This is a genomic window from Rhodococcus sp. 14C212 (assembly GCF_011058195.1).
GTDB lineage: Bacteria > Actinomycetota > Actinomycetes > Mycobacteriales > Mycobacteriaceae > Rhodococcus > Rhodococcus aetherivorans.
On sequence record NZ_JAALEH010000042.1, the window covers coordinates 25768 to 46259 of the forward strand.

Below are 20492 nucleotides of genomic sequence, written 5' to 3' on the forward strand. Positions count from 1 at the left end.
GCGTTTCTCCTCTACTAGGGGCGCTCAACGAGGTTCGCGCGGCAAGCCGAGCAAGAGCTCGCCGACGATGTTGCGCTGGATCTGGTTGGTGCCTGCGTAGATGCTCTCGGCGCGGGCATTCAGAAACACTTCGAGCCACGACCGGGGGCTGTTCGGGCTCCCCGGGTCGTCCGCGCGGAGCCAGGTGGCACTGGGTCGGCCTCGCAGGACGGCCGCCTCGGACCCGAGCATGTCCAACGCGAGTTCAGTTGCACGCTGGTGGTACTCGGAGTACAGGACCTTGAACACGCCGCCTTCCGGACCCGGCCGGTGTCCGTCCACCAACCGGGCCAAAGCCTCTGCGCCCATTGCCTTCAACTGGGCGACCTCGACGTGACAGCCGGCCAGCCGGGCACGGAACTGGGGATCCGAGATGGCTCCAGTCTCGCGGGCAAGACCGACGAGCCGCTGCAGCTCCTCATCGAACTGCCACGGGACATACAGCACCGTCTCGCCGCGTTCGTACCCGAGCAGCGACATCGCGACCTTCCAGCCATCACCGCGCTCTCCGAGAATGAGTGCCCCATCTGTCGTGGCATCGGTAAAGAAGATCTCGCAGAACTCGTCGTCCCCCCGGATGTTGCGGATCGGCCGCGCATCGATCCCCGGCTGGTCCATCGGCACCAGCAGCATGCTGATCCCACGGTGTGTAGGCGCATCCGGCTCGGTACGCGCCAGCATGAAAATCCAGTTCGACCGCAACGCCGCCGACGACCAGATCTTCTGCCCGTTGATCCGCCACGTCCCCGATTCGAGAATCGCTCGGGTCGATACCGCGGCCAGGTCGGAGCCGGCTCCCGGTTCCGAAAACCCTTGGCACCAAACGTCCTCACCACTGAGGATTCGAGGCAGGAACTGTTCCTGGATCGCCTCGCTTCCCCAGTGCAGAATCGCATTTCCGAGCAGACTGATGCCGGCCGCGTCGGTGTCGTTCCACAACGGCAGCCCGTGACTGAAGAGCTCCTCGAAGAGGAGGGCATGGTCCTCGACTCCGAGTCCACGACCGCCGAAACGCTCCGGCCAGGTCGGTGCCAGCAACCGGGCGTCCCGCAGGGCGGCACGCCAGCGCGCATGGAACTCGCCGGCCTCGTCCGCGGACAGTGCACCGATGCCACGCCATCCGTCAGGAACCGTCTTTGCGATCAACTCGCGGATCTCTGTCCGCAGATCGCTGCCGTCAATTGTGTCGACAGTGTTCACAAGACCTCTTCTCGTTGCTGAAGTCGAAGGGCGGGATGCCCGGATCGTCGCGTCCCGGGCGCCGTCAGTACAGGCGCTCGCCCTGGGGTGGACGTGAGTAGGGACGGACCTCGTCCAGACGCCCGGCGAGCACCTTCCGGACCCATTCCGAGTCGGCGAGGAGCGCCCGGCCGATCGCGACCACGTCGAACTCCCCCCGCTCGAACTGACGTCGAAGGAAAGCGATCCGCTGTTCGACCGTTTCCCGTACCGCCGTGTTGTCGCTGCCCATCAGCGCGCCGACGCCGACAGAGCCCACTGCGATCACCGGTCGACCGGTGATCTTGCGCGTCCAGCCGGCCAGGCTGAGCTCGCCCTCGGCAGGGAAGGCTGGACTCCAGTGCCGACGGGTTGACGGGTGGAATATGCTGACTCCCGCGTCCGCCAGCGGCGTCAGGATCCGCTCGAGCTCGAGCGACGTGCCGGCAATCTGCGCGTCGTAGTGGTCCGACTTCCACTGCGAGAATCGGAACACGATCGGGAAGTCCGAGCCCACAGCAGCGCGGATGGCGGTGATGGTCTCGACCGAGAACCGTGTCCCGTAGTCGTCGGCCAGACCGTAGCGATCGGTGCGCCGATTCGTTCTCGGCCACAGGAACTGGTCGAACAAATAACCATGCGCGCCGTGGAGCTCGATGCCGTCGAAGCCGGCATCCTTCGCGACCAGAGCAGACTCGACGAAGTTCTCGATCGCGCCCTCGATGTCGGCAACGGTGAGGGAGCGTCCGACCGGTGCGCCGGCCAGATCCAGGCCGGAGGGGCTGACGGTCTCCGTCTCGGGGCCGCGCTCGTATTCCGTCCCGCGAACAGCTCCCGCGTGCCAGAGCTGGGGCATGATCGCGGTGCCCTCGGCGTGCACTGCGTCGACGATGCGCCGCCAGCCGGCCGCAGCGTCATCCCCGTACATGTGCGGTACCCGCGGGCTGAACCCGGCGGCGGGGTCCCGGACGTGAACGCCTTCAGTGAGAATCAGACCCACGTCCGCCGCCGCCCGACGGCGGTAGTAGTCGACGTCGACCTCGGTCGGCACTCCGCTCACAGATTTGAGACGGGTCATCGGCGCCAGCGCGAAGCGGTTGCGGACCGTGAGTCCGCCACCCAGGTCTGCCGGGGTGTTGAAAACGGCGAGATCCCGCTGAGCGTCGAGGGTCTCCTCCTCGTCTGTCACAGTCGCGTAGCTCATCGCCTGTCGATCCACGAAGCTTCCCCTACTCGTTTCCATAGCTGACGACCGCCTCCTGCAAGTGGCCGGTGATGATGCGCTCGGCATCGTCGACGATCGACGAGACCACCTCCGAGCAGCTGCGCACGTCGTCGATCAGGCCCTGGGACTGTCCCGCCCACCACATGCCGCCCTCCATGTCGCCGTCTCGAAGCACGGCTGCGCGGCCCCGGTCACCGGACGCCAGATGGGCGACGTCGGCGAACGCCGTTCCAGACCGGCTTTCGATCTCAGCGATTTCCTCCGAGATCGAGTTGCGCGCCACGCGAGCGCTGTTACGGAACTTTCGGAACACCACGACAGTGGAGCGCTCGTCGTTGGCAACGATCTGCTGCTTGACGTTGTCGTGCACCGGCGCCTCGGTAGTGGCGACGAACCTTGTCCCCATATTGATCGCCGCGGCGCCCAGTGCGAGCGCAGCGACCAGACCGGATCCGGTCGCGAAGCCACCGGAAGCGATGATCGGCACTGTCAATTGTTTGGCGGCTGCCGGGATCAGGACCAGGCCCGGGACGTCTTCCTCTCCCGGATGTCCGGCACATTCGAACCCGTCGATACTGACCGCGTCCACGCCCAACCTCTCGGCCTTGAGCGCGTGACGAACCGTCACCGCCTTGTGGATTACCTTGATCCCGGCCGACTTGAAGTCGGGCAGGTGCGGCTCGGGGCTGCTTCCAGCAGTCTCCACCACCCCGACTCCACTTTCGACGATGACCTGTCGGTACTCGTCGTACGGCACGTCCCGCAACGTCGGCAGGATGGTCAGATTGACACCGAAGGGCTGATCGGTGAGGTCCTGGCACCGCTTGATCTCCAGCGCCAGATCCTCCGGCGTCGGCTGCGTGAGCGCCGTCAAGAACCCCAGAGCGCCGGCGTCGGCTACGGCAGCAATGAGACGAGCCGTGCCAACGCCGGTCATTCCGCCGCAGACGATCGGATGCCGGACCCCGAACATCTCGGTGAACGCTGTGGTGAGCACGATATACCTTCCTGATGTGTCAGCACCGGCATGCCGGTTGCGGGTCGGCGGTTCCCACTTCATCAGCGGAAATCAGACAACCTCAGGACTCATTCCTATCATAGAGATAACTCTATGATCTACCCCTTGTGGAGCACTACCTCGTGTCAACGTCCTCTACCCCTCCTCAAGGACAACCGCACCCCGGTAACCCGACGCGCCGATTGCTGTGGCCGCGGCCGGGTCATCGCGAGTGTTTCTTGGGATGGATGCAGAACATGTTCAAGCGATACCGCTGAGCTGCGTGATTCACCTCCCGTACCCGGGTTGCGGCTCGGGTCGCGAAAGCGCGCGTGCAAACGCCGTTCGAGATCGTCAGGATGGATGATGTGGCAGTGGATTCCTTCGCCGCCGCGCCCGAGCCGGATCGATCCGCATCCGGTCGGCCGGCATGTGCAGGTATTCCGCAATGCAACGGCCGCAGAGAGTGACATGGGTGCCTTCGGCGAGCCTCGACCGGGCGGTCGCCAATCCGAGGTTCTCGGAGTCACAGACCATGGCGAAGGTCTTGCAGTCGAAGCGAATCCTCACCCGCTTCTCCGAACATCGACTTCGAGAAGCCTTGTGGACATCGAGGTCCGAGGCAGATACCGAACTTGTCGCTGCAGGATTCAGCCGTTGCTGTCAGCGAGTGCAGAGAGGACCCGAAGGTCTACAGAGAGTCCGTTTCTCAGCGTGCGACAGGAAGGTTGAACCACTTTCTCCGACGCCGGTAGATGTGTCTTTCCTCTGGTGAGAGGCCGCCCCAGATGCCGTGCAGTTCGGGATCGTCGATGGCATGAAGGCGGCATGGTTCGAGCACGGGACAGGTGCCACAGATGCGTTTTGCCTCCTGTTCTTCCGGTCCGCCGGGGGAAAAGTCGAAGAACAGGTTCGAGTCGGCATCACGGCATGCTGCGAGCACGTGCCACCGCCGCTCCTCGGTGTTCGGCGACCGTCGGGTGGAGCTGTACGATGAGGGATTGTTCATTGCTGCCTCTGAAATGTGGATACCGGATCGCGACGCAGGGAAGCGGCGTGCCGGTTCCGAACGAACCGAGTCGATTGCTCATCTGCATTCTCATGGTGGGTGCTTACTGACTGGCGGATCTGGGAGTCATCGACTTCGTCCTCCCGGACAGCTCGTCGTTGCCATCGTGCGGACGTCGCCCGGCGCGAGACGAACAGGCCGGTCAACTCGCTTGAGGTCGGGGACGACCCGGGACCTGGCCTCCGGGCGTGGAGGTAGTCGTATGTCACGATTCCCCGGGGCAGCCTACAGGTCGGTCGGTATACATGGTTTGGGGTACTGGAACACCTGGGCATAAGGTCTTGCCGGCGACTGATGATGCCTCGTTGAAGAGGATGCCAGGTGTCCTGATAAGGGGTCTCAGGAAGCGGTGGCTCTGGCCTAGCCTCGATGGACCGTCCTAGGTATCCCAGAGGGTGGCAATCCAGCGGAGAGGCTGTTCTCGTGCCTGCCCCCAGGAAGTCCGACGACGAAGCACTGAGATCGAGCGGTCTGAAAGTACATAGCGCCACGGCCGAGGGCACCTCACTGCAGGGAAGGGTTATGTCATCCAAACCCATGCGGACTCCGTACGGAAGGCAACTCAGAGGTATCTAAAATACTATAATGCCAACTTCGACTACGTGCATTCCAGGTCAGTGGATACCGTCTGGTCATTCCATAAGGGGTCAGCGGATGCGGGACCATCCTCCCGTTCGGGGAGGCGTAACCCGTCCTATGCCATCTGCAGATGGCCACATCCATCGAAGTGGTCTTCCGGTTCTATAGTGCATCGATCGCGCGGGAGAGATTGCCGCAGTGCAGCAGTGACCGGATCCGGTAGTGGGTCAGGTTCCGGAACCTGAGAGCGTGGCGCGCAACGCTTCGAGTCGGCCGTTGATCGCCCCGGTGGGCCCGTCCGAGGCCCGGAAGTCGAAGTACGTCAGCAGACCGTTATGGCGCCGGTGCAAGGGGCGACCGAGTTGGTCGAGACCGTCCGGAACCCCGGAGCAGATCATGTCGATGTCCCAGGTCGACCGCTCCTTGCCACGCGGCCGGTCGTGGTCGGAGTAGGCGTCGATGACGTCCTGGTAGACCCGCCACGTGACCGCGAACGGCAGGTGCTGTTCCTCGGCGAACACCGACTCGAGACCTCGACGTTGCCGGTCGCTGAGCAGTTCTTGCCGAGTGCGGACGGGGCAGCGAACGCCGTAGAGCGGATCACCCGAACGGCCGTGGTGCCCATACGTGTGCTGCTGCCCGCGTTGGCGGCACAGATCCAGCTTGGTGCTGGCCAGGGCGACGACGTGGAACGGATCCATCACCGTCACCGCATCGGGAACTGCGCTGGTCGCGGCATGGTTGTAGCCACCGAACCCGTCCTTCGCCAGCACCTGGATGCCGTCCCGGAACGCGGCCCGCTGCCGGTCGAGCCAGGTCGTGAGCGCCGCCGAGGATCGGCCCGGGCACCCCAAATCAGCCACCGTGCCGGTCCAGTGCCGTCGAACACCGGCGCCAGGCCCACGACGCCGGCGGATGTATCCGTCGACGGTGGTGGCGTGGCGGATGTGGGCCCAGCGGTGCTCGTCCACTCCGATCTACTCGCACCGAGTTGAGGAGATGTTCGTCGACAGCGACGATCGTGGCTGTTGGCTCGACTGCGATGGCGTTGACTTCTGTCCCAGGACAGGCCCAGTTCGCTGGCGATCGCCACGACGGAGGTGCCGTCGATTATCGACCGTCGCAGGATGTGCCGGGCGCAGCGGCGGCTGGTCGACCAGCCGCGACGAGCCTGTCAATGGCCGATTCCGGTCGGTATTGTGCCGGAACAGCTCCCGCTCGCAGGGGGTGGCCCCACATCGGTATCGCGGAACGCGCACCCGTAGCTGCATCGGGTAGCCGGCCACCGGCAGATCGGTCACCGTCCGCACATTCGTGTCCCGGAACCGTCCGATGCTGCCGCAGCCCGGACACCGGCCGGGTCCGTCGGCGAGTAGATCGCAGAACAACACCATGACATCGTCGCCGACGGCGGCGTCGGTGGTCGTGACAGAGAGTTCGGCGGTGCGCACGATCGTGTCGGCGACAATCGAGGCGGGCAGGCAACTAGGCTCGGCACAAGGCTCGCGGTGCGGTCGAGATGTGTGGCGTAGGAACCTTCATCGACGTGCCGGGGCCCATCTTACGGCAGCGACACCACCGTCAAGCCCGCACCTTCACGTCCTCCGCTGCACTCCATTTCCGGAAGAGTCAGATTTCGGATTCTCGAGTCCATGCATTATGAGTTTCAGATACTGGTCGGCCATCTCGTCCGCTGACAATCGTCCCGAAGGAGTGAACCAACGCACCGCTACCCATATGGAGTCGCGCAGGAAACGGTAGGTGACAGCGGTGTCCAAATCAGAGCGAAACACTCCAGAGGCAACCCCGTCTTCGAGGACCTGGATCCAGATCCGGCGTACCTCTGCCCCGGCCTCAGCGACATAGTCGAAGCGGGAAAACTGTTTGAGATAACTGCGTTCGTTCTGGACCACTGTGATTGCTGCGCGATGTGTTTCGAGTGACCTGAACGCGGCTCGCATCAGTTCGCCCAGGACGTCGGCCGGGTCAGCGTCGTCGAGGACGAGTTCTTGGTAGGTCGCCATCAGACTTGTGAAATAGACGGAAAGGATCTCGTGGAGGATCGTCTCCTTCGAGTCGAAGTGATAATACAAGCTTCCGGAAAGGACGCCGGCCGCTTCGCCGATCTGGCGGACGGTGGTCGAACAGAAGCCCTGTTCGGCAAACAACCCGGCGGCTACGTTCATGAGTACCTGACGTCGCTCCGAGTTCGAGACACCCTCCTCCGCGCCTCGGCGACCACGCCGGTAGCGCGTGGAGGCTGCGGACGTGCTGGGCTTAGGTTTCGTTGCCATGTCTCCAGTATGTCCTTCACTTACCCAAGCGCTAGGTTGGTTTTGTCACGGGCCCGAGAAGCTGAGGACGACTCACCGATGCTCCAACATGCCCATGAACTGCAGAGATGACAGACAATTGACGCTACCTCCCTCGCCTCGCCCTGTACGAGCATGATCAGGTTCTCGAGGTCACCGAGGCCGCGTTCGAACGCTTGCTCTGTCGAGGTCGGCACGCCGAGCACCGATGGCGACGTTCGCGGGAAGATGGTCGAGGTTCCGAGCCTGCGCAATGACGTGGTTGGGGAGAGCTTCTCACGCACCCGTGCGACCTGCGGGGGAAGAGCCTGCAGGGCCCCCAGGGGGATCAGCAGAGTCCCGCGCGCCGTCAGCCTGGCGTCGGTGACGGTAACGACTGGGGCTTTCGCCGGTCCAGCGCCGGAAGGCGTTGCTGAAACTGGCCACCTCGACGTAGGCCAGCTGTTTGGAGATTTCCGACACCGGGTCGTCAGTCTCGGAGAGCAGTCGGCAGGCCTCGTGCAACCGCGCCTCGTCTCGCAAAGCACGGAAGCTGACCTCGTATTCGTCGAGACGGCGTTGCAGCGTGCGCATGGACATTGCCAGCTCGGCCGCGACCTGGGCGAGGCTCAGGCCGGCGTTGCCGGGCCTTCTGAGGATCGCCGAAACCTGCTCGTCAATCTGTGCCGATGCCGGCAGCCATGAGTCCGAGCTCTGTGCACGCCTGGCGTGCAGTTTATAGAGGATCGCGTTCGAACGCGGCAATGGCACATCCAGGAGTTTCGTGGGCCAGATCCAACGAATGGCCGTGCCACCGGATATGACCGGAAAATGCACCATGTCCTCGAGAGCGGCTGGCACCGGATCGAGTGGCAATTCAAGACGATCCAGAGGAAACGGACCTTGCCAGAGGTCATCGAGGAACATCGCGATCGCAGCCACGTCCCGCACCACGGTGAAGCGGAAAAACGCACTCATGGGATCGAGTTCGTGCGGCAGCGTGATTTCGATTCCTGCCTCACTCTCCCCGATGTCGATCGAGCGATATCGGCCGACACTGTAGTTGGTCTTCAGCGTGGTGGTCAGGTCCCGGAAATGCCGCAACGTGGGCGCCGAGATGTTGGCCGCACCGAACGCTTCGAAGACTGTATAAAAGTACCTCTTGCCGGTCTCGACCCAGACCTCAACGTGTTCTGCCGTGAGGTTCGCAAAGTCCTCTTGAAAGGCCAATTCCTGACGCCATCCGATGCGCCGGTCCGGCAACTCGAGAATGGCCAGGGGGATCCGCGAGGCGCGCAGGAGGGGTACTGGATCAATTCCGTGATCGGAAAGTACCCCGCACATCAGATGGACGCTCACTGCCGGAACCTCCGACCAGGTCGTTGCACCGGCGACGTAATCCCGCGCTCGCACGGGTACGGGTACGGGTACGGGGTTACGACCACGCATCGCCCCAGTGCCCATATGGGTCTCCTTCACCTCGCGGCGACTCTGCGACGTCGTCAGTATATCGCTCGCGCAAGAAACTCAAGTACTCCAGATCACGACCGTACGGTTGGCGTCGAACCGCAAGCGAACTGGCGGGATCCCACAATCCTAGAGGAGAGACGAAGGCAAATCCGCGGTTGGCGGAAACTCTCAACTCCCTTGGCGTCCGCGAGTTAACGAGACGACGCTCACACCTTCTAGCGTCGAACTGAGTTCCATCGCGCCGTCCCGGGACATCGGGACCATGCGGAGATCCGCGTTCAAGGAGGTTCCAGCGTGAACATACTTCAGCTCGATGCGCTCGGCAGCGACCCGGCGACCCGGACGGCCGCGTTGCGTACGGCATACGGTTGTTTCCCCACCGGTGTCACCGCCATCTGCGCTGTGCGGGATCATCAGCCGGTCGGGATCGCCGTGAGCTCCTTCGTGGCCGTCTCGATGGAACCGCCGCTCGTGGCCGTGTGCGTGCAGCACACCTCCACCACCTGGCCGCGTCTGGCCGACCTTCCTCGACTGGGTCTTTCGGTTCTCGGCGCCGATCACGACGCCGCGTGCCGCCAGCTCGCCGCGAAGCACGGGGACCGATTCGCCGGCCTCGACTGGTCAGCTACCGACGACGGCTCGATCTTCCTCCACGAGGCCGCAACCTGGCTCGACTGCAGGATTCACCAGATCGTCGCGGCCGGCGACCACGACATCGTCCTGCTACGCGTCGAAGCCCTCGAGATCCACAAGGGCGTGGGACCGCTGGTCGTCCATGCCAGCACCTTCCACAGCCTTGCCCAGCTGGCGACTGCGAAGGCGAACTGATGAGCATTGCCGTGGAACCACACCTCACCAGGACCGTTCCAGCGTCATCCCGTCCCGTCCATGATGCTCTGGCCGCGCTGCGCGAAGGACTCCCGGTCCTCGTCATGGACGCGGCTGAACGCAAGAACGAGGGGTATGCCGTCATCGCAGCCGACCTCGCCACCCCCCGATGGATAGCCTGGGCCGTGCGTCACACCTCCGGACTGATCTGCGCCCCGATGCGGGCCGAACGAGCCGAAGAGCTCGACCTCCCCCTGATGGTCCGCAAGAACGAAAATCCACGACAGACGGCCTTTACTGTCGCCGTCGACGCCGTCGACGGGGTCACCACCGGGATCAGCGCCTCGGACCGAGCACGCACCCTGCGTGTTCTCGCTGCCTCGGAAAGTCGTCCTGCCGACCTCACCCGCCCCGGTCACATTCTCCCCCTGCGCGCTCGGCCCGGTGGGGTGGTGGAGCGGCCGGGTCACACCGAGGCCAGTGTCGACCTCTGCAGCCTAGCTGGACTGCCACCGATCGCTGCCGTCGCCGCCCTGGCTGGTAGCGGGGAGGAGCTTGCGCCCAGCATGGCCAGCCGCCACGAAGTCAACGACCTCGCCGCCCGATTCGACCTGCCCGTTCTCGACATCGCCGACCTCGTCGTCCACTGTCTTCATCACGGCAGCGGGCTACTTCCCCGCGTCTCCCGGCGCAGCACGACCCAGCTCACCACCGTGTACGACGATCTCACTGCGGTCATCTTCCATGACAATCAGACCGGCGCCGAGCATATCGCCCTGCTCGGCGCAATCCCTATTGGGCCGAATTGGGCCGACGCCTCTGATATCCATCCACGTCTCCTGTCCCGCCGCTGACATCCTGCACACCGACACGTGCGATTGCCGGCACCAGCTCGACCGCGGAATTCGCAGGGTCGCCACCGAAGGCGGCGTCGTGATCCGCCTCGCTCAGAAATCCCCTGCGTTCGGTACACACACCTGGGACAGCGCGGATGAGGCCGCGGCCGCCGCGATCCTCGCCGACCTCGGGCTCACGTCCACCCGGCTTCTTGCCAGCCCGGGCAGCACTGCCGGGCGCGCTCACAGTGGTACCAGCAAGTTGGACCCCGGCTACGAACGTCACAGCCACTGATCAATCGCGCGGCTCTGAGCCGCCAACTACCGCCTGACTCAACACACCCGTGCCGTGGTCACGATCGCGGAGGCCGTCGCACCCTGCCTGTCTCGAGTGTCGTTCCGATCCGACAAGCGCATCCGATTCACGTTTACGCCACGAACACCCGCCTATTGCGTCATGTCAGGATGCACAGCGTGCTCTGCTCGCACCGCATCGGTACCCGCTCGCCCTGTTCGGACAGTCCCATCCGTATCCGGTGCTACCGAGCACATCGAGCCGCTACTCACCGCCAGCCCGTACCGCACGCTCCGATCCAGTTCCGGACTGGGTGCCACGCGACCGATGAGCGCGCAGATCCGACACGGTCGCAAACTGGTGCCCGGGCGCACACCACCTTCCAATAAAGCGATATCTGTGATTACTTAAATGCTGGGAGCGTGCCGCTTGGACGCGAGTAACAGGGCTGTCGTGAGCCTTCCCTGGAGGGGTGCAAACCGACCGGGCGGGCGAGCGCAACATCAGATTAGGAGCGACCCCTCATGTCGGGTGACATCGTCTACCGCGAGCCGGGCTACAGGAGCCGGCTCATTGCTTCACTGCGTCGCTACGCTGAACGGCCGGCTCTCCGTGATGGCTCCGTGGAATGGAGCTACGCGCAGCTGGAGCAGCGACTGCGTGAGCTGTGCGCCGGCTTGGCCCAGGCGGGACTGCGACGCGGTGACGGTGTGGGCCTTCTGGGTCGGAACACGCTCGACTATGCGGCACTTCAGCTCGCGGTGCCGTTGACCGGCATGTACTTCATGTCGCTTTACGAACTCGAGTCGACCCAGCAGCACGTGGCGCAGGTTGAGTACGGCGAGCTGCGTGCCGTCGTGGTCGACCCGGTCAACTCTCCGGGTCGAGCAGGCGAGCTGGCCCAGGCTCTCGGCCCCGACTTCCCGATCCTGACACTGGGACCGGCCGAAGCTGGACAGGACATCTTCGCGCTGGCCGCGCGCGGAAGGTTGGAGAGGCTCCGCGTGGATCCCGATCCTGTACAGATTCTCGAGCTCGGCCTCACCGGCGGTACCACTGGGGCACCGAAGGCGATCGTGGACAACGACACCACCTATATGAACCAGTCCCTCATCCACGTCGCCAATTACGAGCTACCCGATTACCCACGCATGCTGCTGAGCACGCCCCTCTCGCATGGCATCGGCCGTGTCGCACTCAAGACGATGCTGCTGTTGGGCGGTTCGGTGGTGCTTCAGCCGAAGTTCGACGAAGAGCGCGTCCTTGCGACTGTCGAACGTGAGCGCGTCAACTCGCTACTTCTGGTACCCAGCCAGATCTACCAACTGCTCGATTGTGACGACCTCGACAAGCGGGACTTGTCGAGCCTGGAGACCCTGCTCTATGGGGGCTCGCCGATGGCGCCGGCCCGAGTGCGCCAAGCTCTCGAACGATTCGGCAGAGTGCTCGTTCAGCAGTACGGAGGCCAAGAGGCCAAGGTCGTCTCAACCTTGAGCAAAGTCGACCACGATCCGGACCGACCCCATCTACTTGGTTCGGCCGGCCAACCCTGCATCGGCGTAGAACTGGCCATCATGGACCCCGACATGCGAATCCTCCCTGCCGGTGAAATGGGTGAGATCTGCACGAGGAGTCCGGCCTCGGTCCCGTGCTACTGGAAGAACGAGGAAGAGACGAAAGCCCTCCACCGCGGCGGATGGGTCCATAGCGGCGACCTCGGCGTCATGGATGATCGCGGCTACGTGACGCTCAAGGACCGGCTCAAGCAGATCATTATCTCGGGTGGGCACAACGTCGTTCCCCGTGACATCGAGGACGCACTCGTCTCTCACCCGGGGATTCGCAGCGCCGCCGTATTCGGGGTCCCCGACCCCCGATGGGGAGAGTCCGTCAAGGCCGTCGTGGTCGTCCGTTCCGGCGCAGCCGTAGTCGAGACCGAGCTCATGGAGTTCGTGAAGTCCAGGCTGGGTCCGGTCAATACGCCCAAGAGCATCGACTTTGTGCCCGAGCTTCCGCTCACCACCGCTGGCAAGGTCGACAAGAAGCAGCTCCGACGCCCGTACTGGGAGGACCACGACCGCTCGGTCGGATAGCCGCATAGCTCTGCGCTCGATGACAGCGCGCTACTCGGCAAGCACCGAGACGCAAGGATGCTGCGCCGCTGCTGTGCCGTGGCCGGGCGCTGCTGCCCCGTGCTTGGGCAGGGCGGATGTAGGACGCCAACGGTCGCTGTTCGTCGCGAGCCATGCGACGGTCTTGTCCGACTCGGCACTACTCAGAGCTGGTGATCCGCTTCCATCGAGCCACCGAACACCACCTCAACGTCCACGAGGAGCGCCCCTGCCTGCGGAGATGCCAGAGATGATCCCACGAACTTGTGGACCGGTCGACGGGGGATTCACCTCGGCGCGACGGCGTCGAGCCACGCCTCAAACTCGTTCCTGGCACGGAGTCGATCGAGATTCGGTCGTGGTCCGCTCGAAGCATGATCTGGACCTCGCGTCCTCCGTTGATCGGCTGCCGATGTAATGCTTCGGACATTGTTCTCGGCAGCTGAGCGGTGTTGACAGGACTAGAGACCAATGCAATCCTCGCAACAGGTTTTAAAGATAACTCTGAGGTGAAACAGTTCTGAGACAAGGTTGCTCGCTGTGCAGGAGCATCAGGACGATGGAAATTGCTGTGCTGTCGAAAAGAAGCTTGGGGGTTTCCGCTCTCGCTGGCTCGGGGTGCGGCAGTAGGCGGACAAGGTTGAAGGAGACTCGGATGGCACTTCACCACGGAACTCACGAGTGCGTCGAGTTCGACGTGGGCGATGTACGCCTGAGGGGGGAGCGCTGGGATCCCCACCCGGAGAGCCGAGTCAAGGGCCTCGTTCTGTTAGCCCATGGAGGCGGACAGACTCGTAATTCCTGGCGCTCCACCGGTGAAACGTTTGCTGGCCGCGGCTGGCGGACCGTGGCTTACGATGCCCGCGGACACGGTGAGAGCGATTGGTCGCCGCAGGGGGTGTACGACACCGGGGTTCTCAGTCGCGACATGCACGCGGTCCTACGCGAGCTCGGTGAACCTGCGGTTGTCATCGGGGCCTCGATGGGCGGGACGACCGGGATGGTCGTGGCCGGGGAGCATCCGGAGTGCGTCCGTGCCTTGGTCCTCATCGACGCACTTCCCAAGATGGAGCGCGTCGGGGCCAGCCGGATCGCCGAGTTCATGGCATCGGGACGCGACGGATTCGCCTCACTGGAGGAGGCCGGCCGTGCCGTCAGCGCCTACAACCCGCATCGGCCGCCGCTTATCAGCTACGAAGGCCTACACAAGAACATGCGTCAGGACAAGGACGGAAGATGGTACTGGCACTGGGATCCGGCGTTCCTGGCGTTCGGTACCGAGCCTGCGGCTGGGGAGCGAGCGGGCAAGGTTTCTCGCGCTGTCGACCACATCGGTGCGCCCACCGTACTCGTGCGCGGCCGGTTCTCCGACGTGTTGTCGGACCAGGGCGTCGCTGACTTCTTGAATCGGCTTCCGTCTGCTCGGGTGGTCGAGGCGGGCGCTGGGCACATGGTGGTCGGCGACGACAACAGCGTCTTCGCGGCAGCGGTCCTGGACTTTCTGGACGAGGTGGACGTCAGTGTGTTCCCCGGTACATCGGTGGACCGGTGAGCGCCCCATCGAGTTGGCCGTTCGCTCCACTCGGTCTCCGCGCCTGTCCGATTTCTTGCGGCTGTCGGCATGACAACTGAGGATCTTGATGCCGATCAGCCGGACCGGACAGCCCGCGCTGGGCTCGTCGCTTGTCTGGGAGCCATTGGCATCACGATCCTCGACATCTCCAAGGCCAACGTCGCCCTGCCCGCTATCGAACAGTCCTTGTCGCCAAGCAGTTCCCAGCTCCAACTGATCGTCTCAGGGTTTGCGCTCGCATTCGCCCTTGCCCTGGTGCCCTCGGCTCGTCTGGGTGACGCGGGAATGGGTCGCGTCGGTCTACTCGCCAGTGTGGGGGTCTTTTCCCTGACAAGCGTTCTATGCGCGTTCGCACCGTCGGCTGACCTGCTTGTCGTGTGCCGGATTCTTCAAGGTGCCGCCGCGGGCGTTCAGATGGCGCAAGCGTTGGGGTTCATCCAGCGCCTCTACCTAGGCCGGCAGCGCGGCCGGGCATTCGGGGCCGTCGGCGCGACGCTCGGCCTCGCGACCGCGATCGGTCCGACGCTCGGCGGACTGCTGATCGTGGCGGCCGATGGCGACAGCGGTTGGCGTCTCCTGTTCGGCTCCAGCGCGCCTGCCGGAGCCGCTGTGTTGCTGCTGGCCGCGCGCGTCCTGCCGCGGGAGTCTCGCGCTCGGCGGCCCATCGAACTGGATCTGCCCGGAATGGCTTTGCTCACTGCAGCGGTTCTGGCGGCACTCGTGCCGGTCATGGTGGGCACCCACCGACTCCCAGCCGCGGCTGTCTGTCTTTGCTGGGCTGCCGCCGTCACGATGGGTGTCGCCTTCGTTCGTTGGGAGGGTTACCGCGCAAGGAGTGGATTGATGCCGCTGGTACATCCGACGCTCTTCGCCCAGGCGTCCTTCCGAAACGCAGCCGCTGTCGGATCCGCATATCACATGGGGATCGGGGCTCTCTTTTTGATTGTTCCCCTCTATATTCAGTTCGGTCTGGGACGCGATGCGGTCACCGCAGGCCTGGCGACCCTGCCCTTCGCGCTGGGGCATACCGTCGGCGCCATGCTGAGCGGCCGGGCACCTGCGAAGAGGGCACGACAGGTCATTACCGGCGGGCTCTTGATCGTTGTACTCGCCTACGTGGGCATCGCTGTGGTCTCCGCGCTTTCACCGGGACAGGAATTCCCGTGGGTGTTGCTGTTGATGGGCGTGGCAGGCACGGGAGCAGGGTCGGTCGCCGCACTCAATCAGGTCGTGCTGCTCTCCGAGGTCCCCGTCGAGATCGGAACGAGCGCTGCCTCACTAGGACAGCTAGGCCAGCGGATCGGCAGTGCCGCCGGAATCGCCCTCGGTCTCTCCCTGTACCTGACCGCCGAGATGACCGGTGACTTCAGCGCTTCACACAGCTTTGGGCGCGGCATTGCCGGAGGTGTCGTCATCTTGCTGATAGCGCTGGCGTGGGCGATTTTCGACGCACGTCGCGCTCATTCACCGGGAGTTGCGGACTGACCGGTCGGTCACGGAACGATGTCGTTGAGTGTCGCTGTGAGGCACACCGACTTGTGGGCGTTCTCGGCCTCGATCGCGCCGAGCGCGGTAGCGCTGTTCTTCACTTAGAGCGTGCCTTGTATGGATCAGATCCTGTGTACGGCATGATGCATGTCGTGGTCGATGCGTTGTCTACTCGGTTGGTGCCGGATGCGTTGTGGGAGATCGTCGAACCGCTGCTGCCTCGGTTCTCGCCGAGGCCGCAGGGCGGCGGGCGGGGGGGCGCTGGACGATCGGGCGGCGTTCACCGCGATCGTCTACGTGCTGACCAGTGGCTGCGCCTGGCGGCACCTGCCGCCGTCGTTCGGGGTCAGCGTCCCGACCGCGCACCGCCGCTTCGCCGCGTGGGTCAAGGCCGGGGTGTTCGACGAGCTGCACCGCCAGGTCCTCGACCGGCTCGGCGCCGGTGGGGACCTGGACTGGTCCGCCGCGATCCTGGATGCAGCGCGCGTCCGGGCGAAAATGGGGGATCTTTGACCGGTCCCAGCCCGGTCGATCGCGGGAAGAACGGCTCGAAGATCCACATCCTCTCCGATGCCGAGGGCATTCCGCTCGTGACCGCGGTGACCTCGGCGAACACCCACGACAGCGTGATGCTGCAGCCCATGGTGACCGCGATCCCCGCCGTGCGGTCGCGCAGTGGGCCGCGTCGTCGGCGACCCGGCCGGTTGCGGGCGGACAAGGGCTACGACTACCCCGTGCACCGCCGGTGGCTGCGCGCACGGGGCATCGTCCCACGGATCGCGCGCCGGGGCGTCGACAGCAGCGAGCGCCTCGGCCGGTACCGCTGGAAGATCGAACGCACCCTGGCGTGGCTGACCGGCTACCGCCGGCTGACGATGCGCTACGAACGCCACGGCGAGCACTTCGCCGGCTTTCTCCAACTCGCCGCCGCGCTGACGTGCTGGAAGAAACTCACCAAATGAGACATTCGCTTATCGAATGCAGAGAAGCCTCGCCCTTGCGGCAACGACGATCGCATCGCGGCGGAACTTTCGGGGTAACGCTCCTCGGCACGAAGGCATCCCTGGTAGTGCAGGAGACATAGGTTTACAACGGCAGCTCGTCCATCGAGCCGAATAACGCCAGAGCGCACGAGCACACGTCTTTCTCGACCGCGCCCCAACTGCGCATACGCTGCCGGTCCCAGAAGCCGCAGGTCTTCCGAACCGCCCTCTTTGGGTGCTGACCTGCGCAGACCGCGTCGGAGGCCGGGACCATCATCGTCGATAGTCGCCGGCCTCCGACCTGAGTACTGCCCTCTACTTGCTTACGCGCTTCGTGAGCGTGTCGATGGCATCGGCCAGGCCCTGCTCTCCGGTCGTGGCCAGGCTCGGGTCGGTGAGAGCGACTCCCGTGAATGGCGCGAAAACGCTGGTCTCGCTGGTCTGGGTTGCCACGGTCCGCTGGTGGCTGAACTCGTCGAAGCCGTACTTGCCGTGGTAGGCACCCGTTCCCGAGTTTCCGACTCCACCGAACGGTGCGTTGGTAACTATGTAATGCAGTGGACCGTCGTTGCGGGTTACACCACCCGAGCGGGTGTGTCGCAGGACTCTGTCGTACTCGTTGTCGTCCTCGCCGTAGTAGTAGAGCGCCAGCGGAGAAGGCCGCGTGTTGATATAGCCGATGGCCTCATCGATATCGTCGTAGGGATACACCGCCAACACAGGTCCGAAGACTTCGTTCTGGGCGATGCGAGCGTCCTCCGGCACGTCGAGAAGGATTGTCGGCGCAATCAGGCGGTGAACCCGTGATGGCAGTCGACCTTCCTCGACCGGATCGACCGCCTCGATCTTGGTCGCTCCTTTGTCGAGCGCGTCCTCGATCAGACCGAGGACGCGCTCGAAGTTGCCCTCGTTGACGATCGACGGCACACCTGCGTTGTCGAGGACCGTCGGATGGACCTCGAGATACCCTTGCCGGACGGCGGACACGAAGTCGTGGAGGTGCTCGCGCGGTACGAAGGCGTAATCGGGCGCGTAACAGGCCTGGCCGTTGTTGATCAGGCGGGTCGTCGCGATCTTGCGAGCGGCAGCGGCGAGGTCGGTGCTGCGGGAAACCAGGGCAGGGTTCTTGCCGCCGAGCTCGAGAGTCACCGGGACGAGATTCTTCGCCGCATTGACCGCCACGATTCTTCCCACTGCCGGAGAGCCGGTGAACATCAAGTGGTCGAGCTCGAGCTGGGAGAACGCCTGAGTGGTCTCCAGATCACCTACGACGACAGCCACCTCGTCCTCCGAGAGGCGGGTCGAGATTGCCCGGGCCAGAGCGACACCGGTCCGCCGTTGGACGTCGTTGGTCTTGATGATGACGCGGTTACCCGCCGCCAAAGCTGCGATCGCAGGCTGCACAGCAGTTGCAATAGGTCCGTTCCAAGCGGCCAGGATGCCGACCACTCCGAGAGGAGATTGAAGGATCTGCGCGGGGATGGATCCTTCGACCGGCACTGGCTGTATCCAGTCCTCGAGCCGCTCCTCGATGAACCGTGCCTCTTCGAGCAGGCCGAGGATCTCGAGCGCCTTGGTCGTAGCAGGCGACCGGCGACCGTAGTCGGCGTCGAGCGCCTCTCCGAGTGCATCGGCGTGCTCGAACACGGCAAGGAGGAGCCGGTCGATCCGGTCGCGGCGCGCGTTTGCGCTCGGGGTGCCTTCCTTCAGGAAAGAGCTTCGCTGCAGATTGACGATCCGGTCGAGTTCCGCACGACTGACGTGCTCGATCGCCGGAATCTCGATGATCGGTGCGCTCATGTTGATGATGCCTTCCTCATTGAAAATGATGCCAGGGGTATCCGCGGTGACCTACGGGGCACTTAACGTCAATGACTTTCCGTCTGATAGTCCGCGAGGGGCACCGGATACGGGAGTGCCCTCCCTCTGAGACTCACCGGCGCCGATCTGGTCGGGAAACTGCTGTTGATGTTCAAACACCCCGACGAGCGCGGTAGCCGATGCCTGTACGGCGCCAGCAACGGCCAGCGTCCGGACGACGGACCAATGCTCGCAGTGGCTCCCGCTACCGAGACCTCGCTCGCCCTAGGATTACGGTCGCCGGCGTCGAGGCCGAGGGGTGATCGCACAACCTTGGGCACTGCGACCTCGGTCGAGTGCAGCTAGCGCAGTGAAAATCCGGCATCAACCGGAAGGCTCACGCCGGTGATCCATTTCGCTTGATCGGAAACCAGGAAGGATACGGCATCGGAAATGTCTGACGGAGCCAGAATCTCAACATCCAGGGCGTTACGCAGATCCGATATGGAATTGCGGCCGCCTTCTGCTGCCTCCTTTGCAAGTCTTTCCATCGTGCTGTTCTCGGTCATTCCGGACGCTACGCCAGTCGGGTGGATCACGTTTACCCGGATCCCGTGTTCTGCCAGAGCGTGGGCCAACTGCCGCCCCATGCCCACGAGACCCATCTTCGCCGCGGTATAGGCCAGCTGTCCCGCGGCGTAACCGAAAATCGGCCTCGTCGCTGCAATGGAACCGGTCAGGATGATGACCCCGCCGTTACCACCGTCGATCAGCTTCGGAACGCATGCGCGGACTACGTGATAGGCCCCCGAAAGGTCAACAGCGATAGTGTCTTCCCAAAGCTGCAGCTCCATTTCCTCTGGCGCTGCACCCAGGCGGATAATGCCGGCATTCGACAGAACGATGTCGAGGCGACCGAGTTCGGCGACTCCCTTGTTGACCGCGGATTCAACCGCTTGTGCATCTCGGACGTCGACCTGACTCGCAATGATCTTCCGGCCGGTTGCCTCGACCAAGCGGACAGTTTCCTCAAGATCCGAGAGCTGCGAATTCGGGTAATCCATGGTGCTGATGTCTTCGCAGATATCGATGCCGATAATGTCCGCGCCTTCACTCGCAAGACGCACTGCGTGTGAGCGCCCCTGACCACGAGCGACACCACTGATAAATGCTACCTTGCCTGTAAGATTTCCCACGGAAATACTCCTTTCAGTTCTTCCGAATATATGGCGTGGTAGTCGGCGACCAGGCGAAACCGATATCGACCGACCTCACTGACGTGTCCATCGGCAGTTTCAAGTTCTCCGTCTCCACGGAGCGTTCCTGCATCGTGTTGCAGCGGAGATAATTCCTTGGCCCGGCAACACCGGGCTTTCAGGTCAGGAGACCGCGTCGCCGGCGCCCAAGCTCGACATCGCTTACTGCAGGCGCTCATTCATGCCGCCCCTTATCCTGCGAACCGGTCCACTGCTGACCGCGTGAGTCCAGAGTCTCGAACACCTCGCCCCGCAGACATAACCGGAGAATCCCCGGCGAAGAGTGGGTCGGACCAGCAACTCGGCTACGTTTACCAGGCAGTTGTCGGCTCTCGGCAGCGAAGGCGGCAAACATTGACTCCGCGGAACGGGACTCAGTTGTTGTGGGGTGCTCCCATGGCCCGGACGATGTCCCGGACATCGTCGGCCCCGTC

At 63.9% G+C, this 20492-nt stretch carries 15 protein-coding genes and 1 pseudogene; 6 read left to right on the plus strand and 10 right to left on the minus strand.

The window, feature by feature from the left end; all coding sequences use genetic code 11:
* Positions 1-24: 24 nt before the first annotated feature.
* The 8 genes from G6038_RS18330 to G6038_RS18360 form a co-directional block, all read right to left on the minus strand.
* The gene (locus tag G6038_RS18330) at positions 25-1239 is read right to left on the minus strand and encodes an acyl-CoA dehydrogenase family protein (RefSeq protein ID WP_165039229.1); all 1215 of its coding nucleotides are present in this window, start codon (positions 1237-1239) and stop codon (positions 25-27) included.
* A 64-nt stretch (positions 1240-1303) separates the two neighbouring features.
* Positions 1304-2548, minus strand: coding sequence for a 12-oxophytodienoate reductase (locus G6038_RS18335; protein WP_346772851.1), 1245 nt, complete (start codon positions 2546-2548; stop codon positions 1304-1306).
* On the minus strand, positions 2487-3479 hold the full coding sequence (locus G6038_RS18340) for a nitronate monooxygenase family protein (RefSeq protein ID WP_346772852.1): 993 nt from the start codon (positions 3477-3479) through the stop codon (positions 2487-2489). The genes G6038_RS18335 and G6038_RS18340 overlap by 62 nt, the downstream gene beginning before the upstream one ends.
* Positions 3480-4188: 709 nt before the next feature.
* Complete coding sequence (locus tag G6038_RS18345) at positions 4189-4422, minus strand: WhiB family transcriptional regulator (protein WP_346772853.1); 234 nt, start codon at positions 4420-4422, stop codon at positions 4189-4191.
* 932 nt (positions 4423-5354) lie between these two features.
* Positions 5355-6098, minus strand: a complete 744-nt coding sequence (locus G6038_RS31460) for a transposase (protein WP_346772854.1) — start codon at positions 6096-6098, stop codon at positions 5355-5357.
* A 6-nt stretch (positions 6099-6104) separates the two neighbouring features.
* A complete protein-coding gene (locus tag G6038_RS31465; protein WP_240918577.1) occupies positions 6105-6521 on the minus strand; it encodes a transposase family protein in 417 nt (138 codons plus the stop codon).
* A 201-nt stretch (positions 6522-6722) separates the two neighbouring features.
* Positions 6723-7313, minus strand: a complete 591-nt coding sequence (locus G6038_RS18355) for a TetR/AcrR family transcriptional regulator (protein ID WP_165039232.1) — start codon at positions 7311-7313, stop codon at positions 6723-6725.
* 402 nt (positions 7314-7715) lie between these two features.
* On the minus strand, positions 7716-8777 hold the full coding sequence (locus tag G6038_RS18360; RefSeq protein ID WP_165039233.1) for an AraC family transcriptional regulator: 1062 nt from the start codon (positions 8775-8777) through the stop codon (positions 7716-7718).
* 405 nt (positions 8778-9182) lie between these two features.
* On the opposite strand from G6038_RS18360, the gene G6038_RS18365 reads away from it, so the two are divergent.
* The 6 genes and pseudogenes from G6038_RS18365 to G6038_RS18395 all read left to right on the plus strand — a co-directional run bounded on the left by G6038_RS18365 (position 9183) and on the right by G6038_RS18395 (position 16981).
* Positions 9183-9716 (plus strand): flavin reductase family protein, encoded by a 534-nt coding sequence (locus G6038_RS18365; RefSeq protein WP_346772855.1) that lies wholly within the window; start codon positions 9183-9185, stop codon positions 9714-9716.
* Positions 9716-10570 (plus strand): 3,4-dihydroxy-2-butanone-4-phosphate synthase, encoded by an 855-nt coding sequence (gene ribB / locus G6038_RS18370; protein ID WP_165039234.1) that lies wholly within the window; start codon positions 9716-9718, stop codon positions 10568-10570. Before G6038_RS18365 ends, ribB begins: the two co-directional genes overlap by 1 nt.
* An 801-nt stretch (positions 10571-11371) precedes the next feature.
* Positions 11372-12940: an AMP-binding protein gene (locus G6038_RS18380; protein WP_165039236.1), complete on the plus strand. Its 1569-nt coding sequence runs from the start codon at positions 11372-11374 to the stop codon at positions 12938-12940.
* A gap of 673 nt (positions 12941-13613) precedes the next feature.
* Positions 13614-14510 carry an alpha/beta hydrolase gene (locus G6038_RS18385; protein WP_165039237.1) on the plus strand — a complete coding sequence of 299 codons (897 nt, stop codon included), beginning with the start codon at positions 13614-13616 and terminating at the stop codon, positions 14508-14510.
* Between the two features lie 69 nt (positions 14511-14579).
* Positions 14580-16016: an MFS transporter gene (locus G6038_RS18390; protein WP_165039238.1), complete on the plus strand. Its 1437-nt coding sequence runs from the start codon at positions 14580-14582 to the stop codon at positions 16014-16016.
* A gap of 167 nt (positions 16017-16183) precedes the next feature.
* Positions 16184-16981: pseudogene (locus G6038_RS18395) on the plus strand (IS5 family transposase).
* Between the two features lie 336 nt (positions 16982-17317).
* Here the strand turns inward: G6038_RS18395 and G6038_RS18400 are convergent.
* Entirely contained in the window at positions 17318-18802 is a 1485-nt protein-coding gene (locus G6038_RS18400) for an aldehyde dehydrogenase family protein (protein WP_165039239.1), read from the minus strand.
* 362 nt (positions 18803-19164) lie between these two features.
* Entirely contained in the window at positions 19165-19998 is an 834-nt protein-coding gene (locus tag G6038_RS18405) for a mycofactocin-coupled SDR family oxidoreductase (protein WP_165039240.1), read from the minus strand.
* Positions 19999-20492 lie beyond the last annotated feature (494 nt).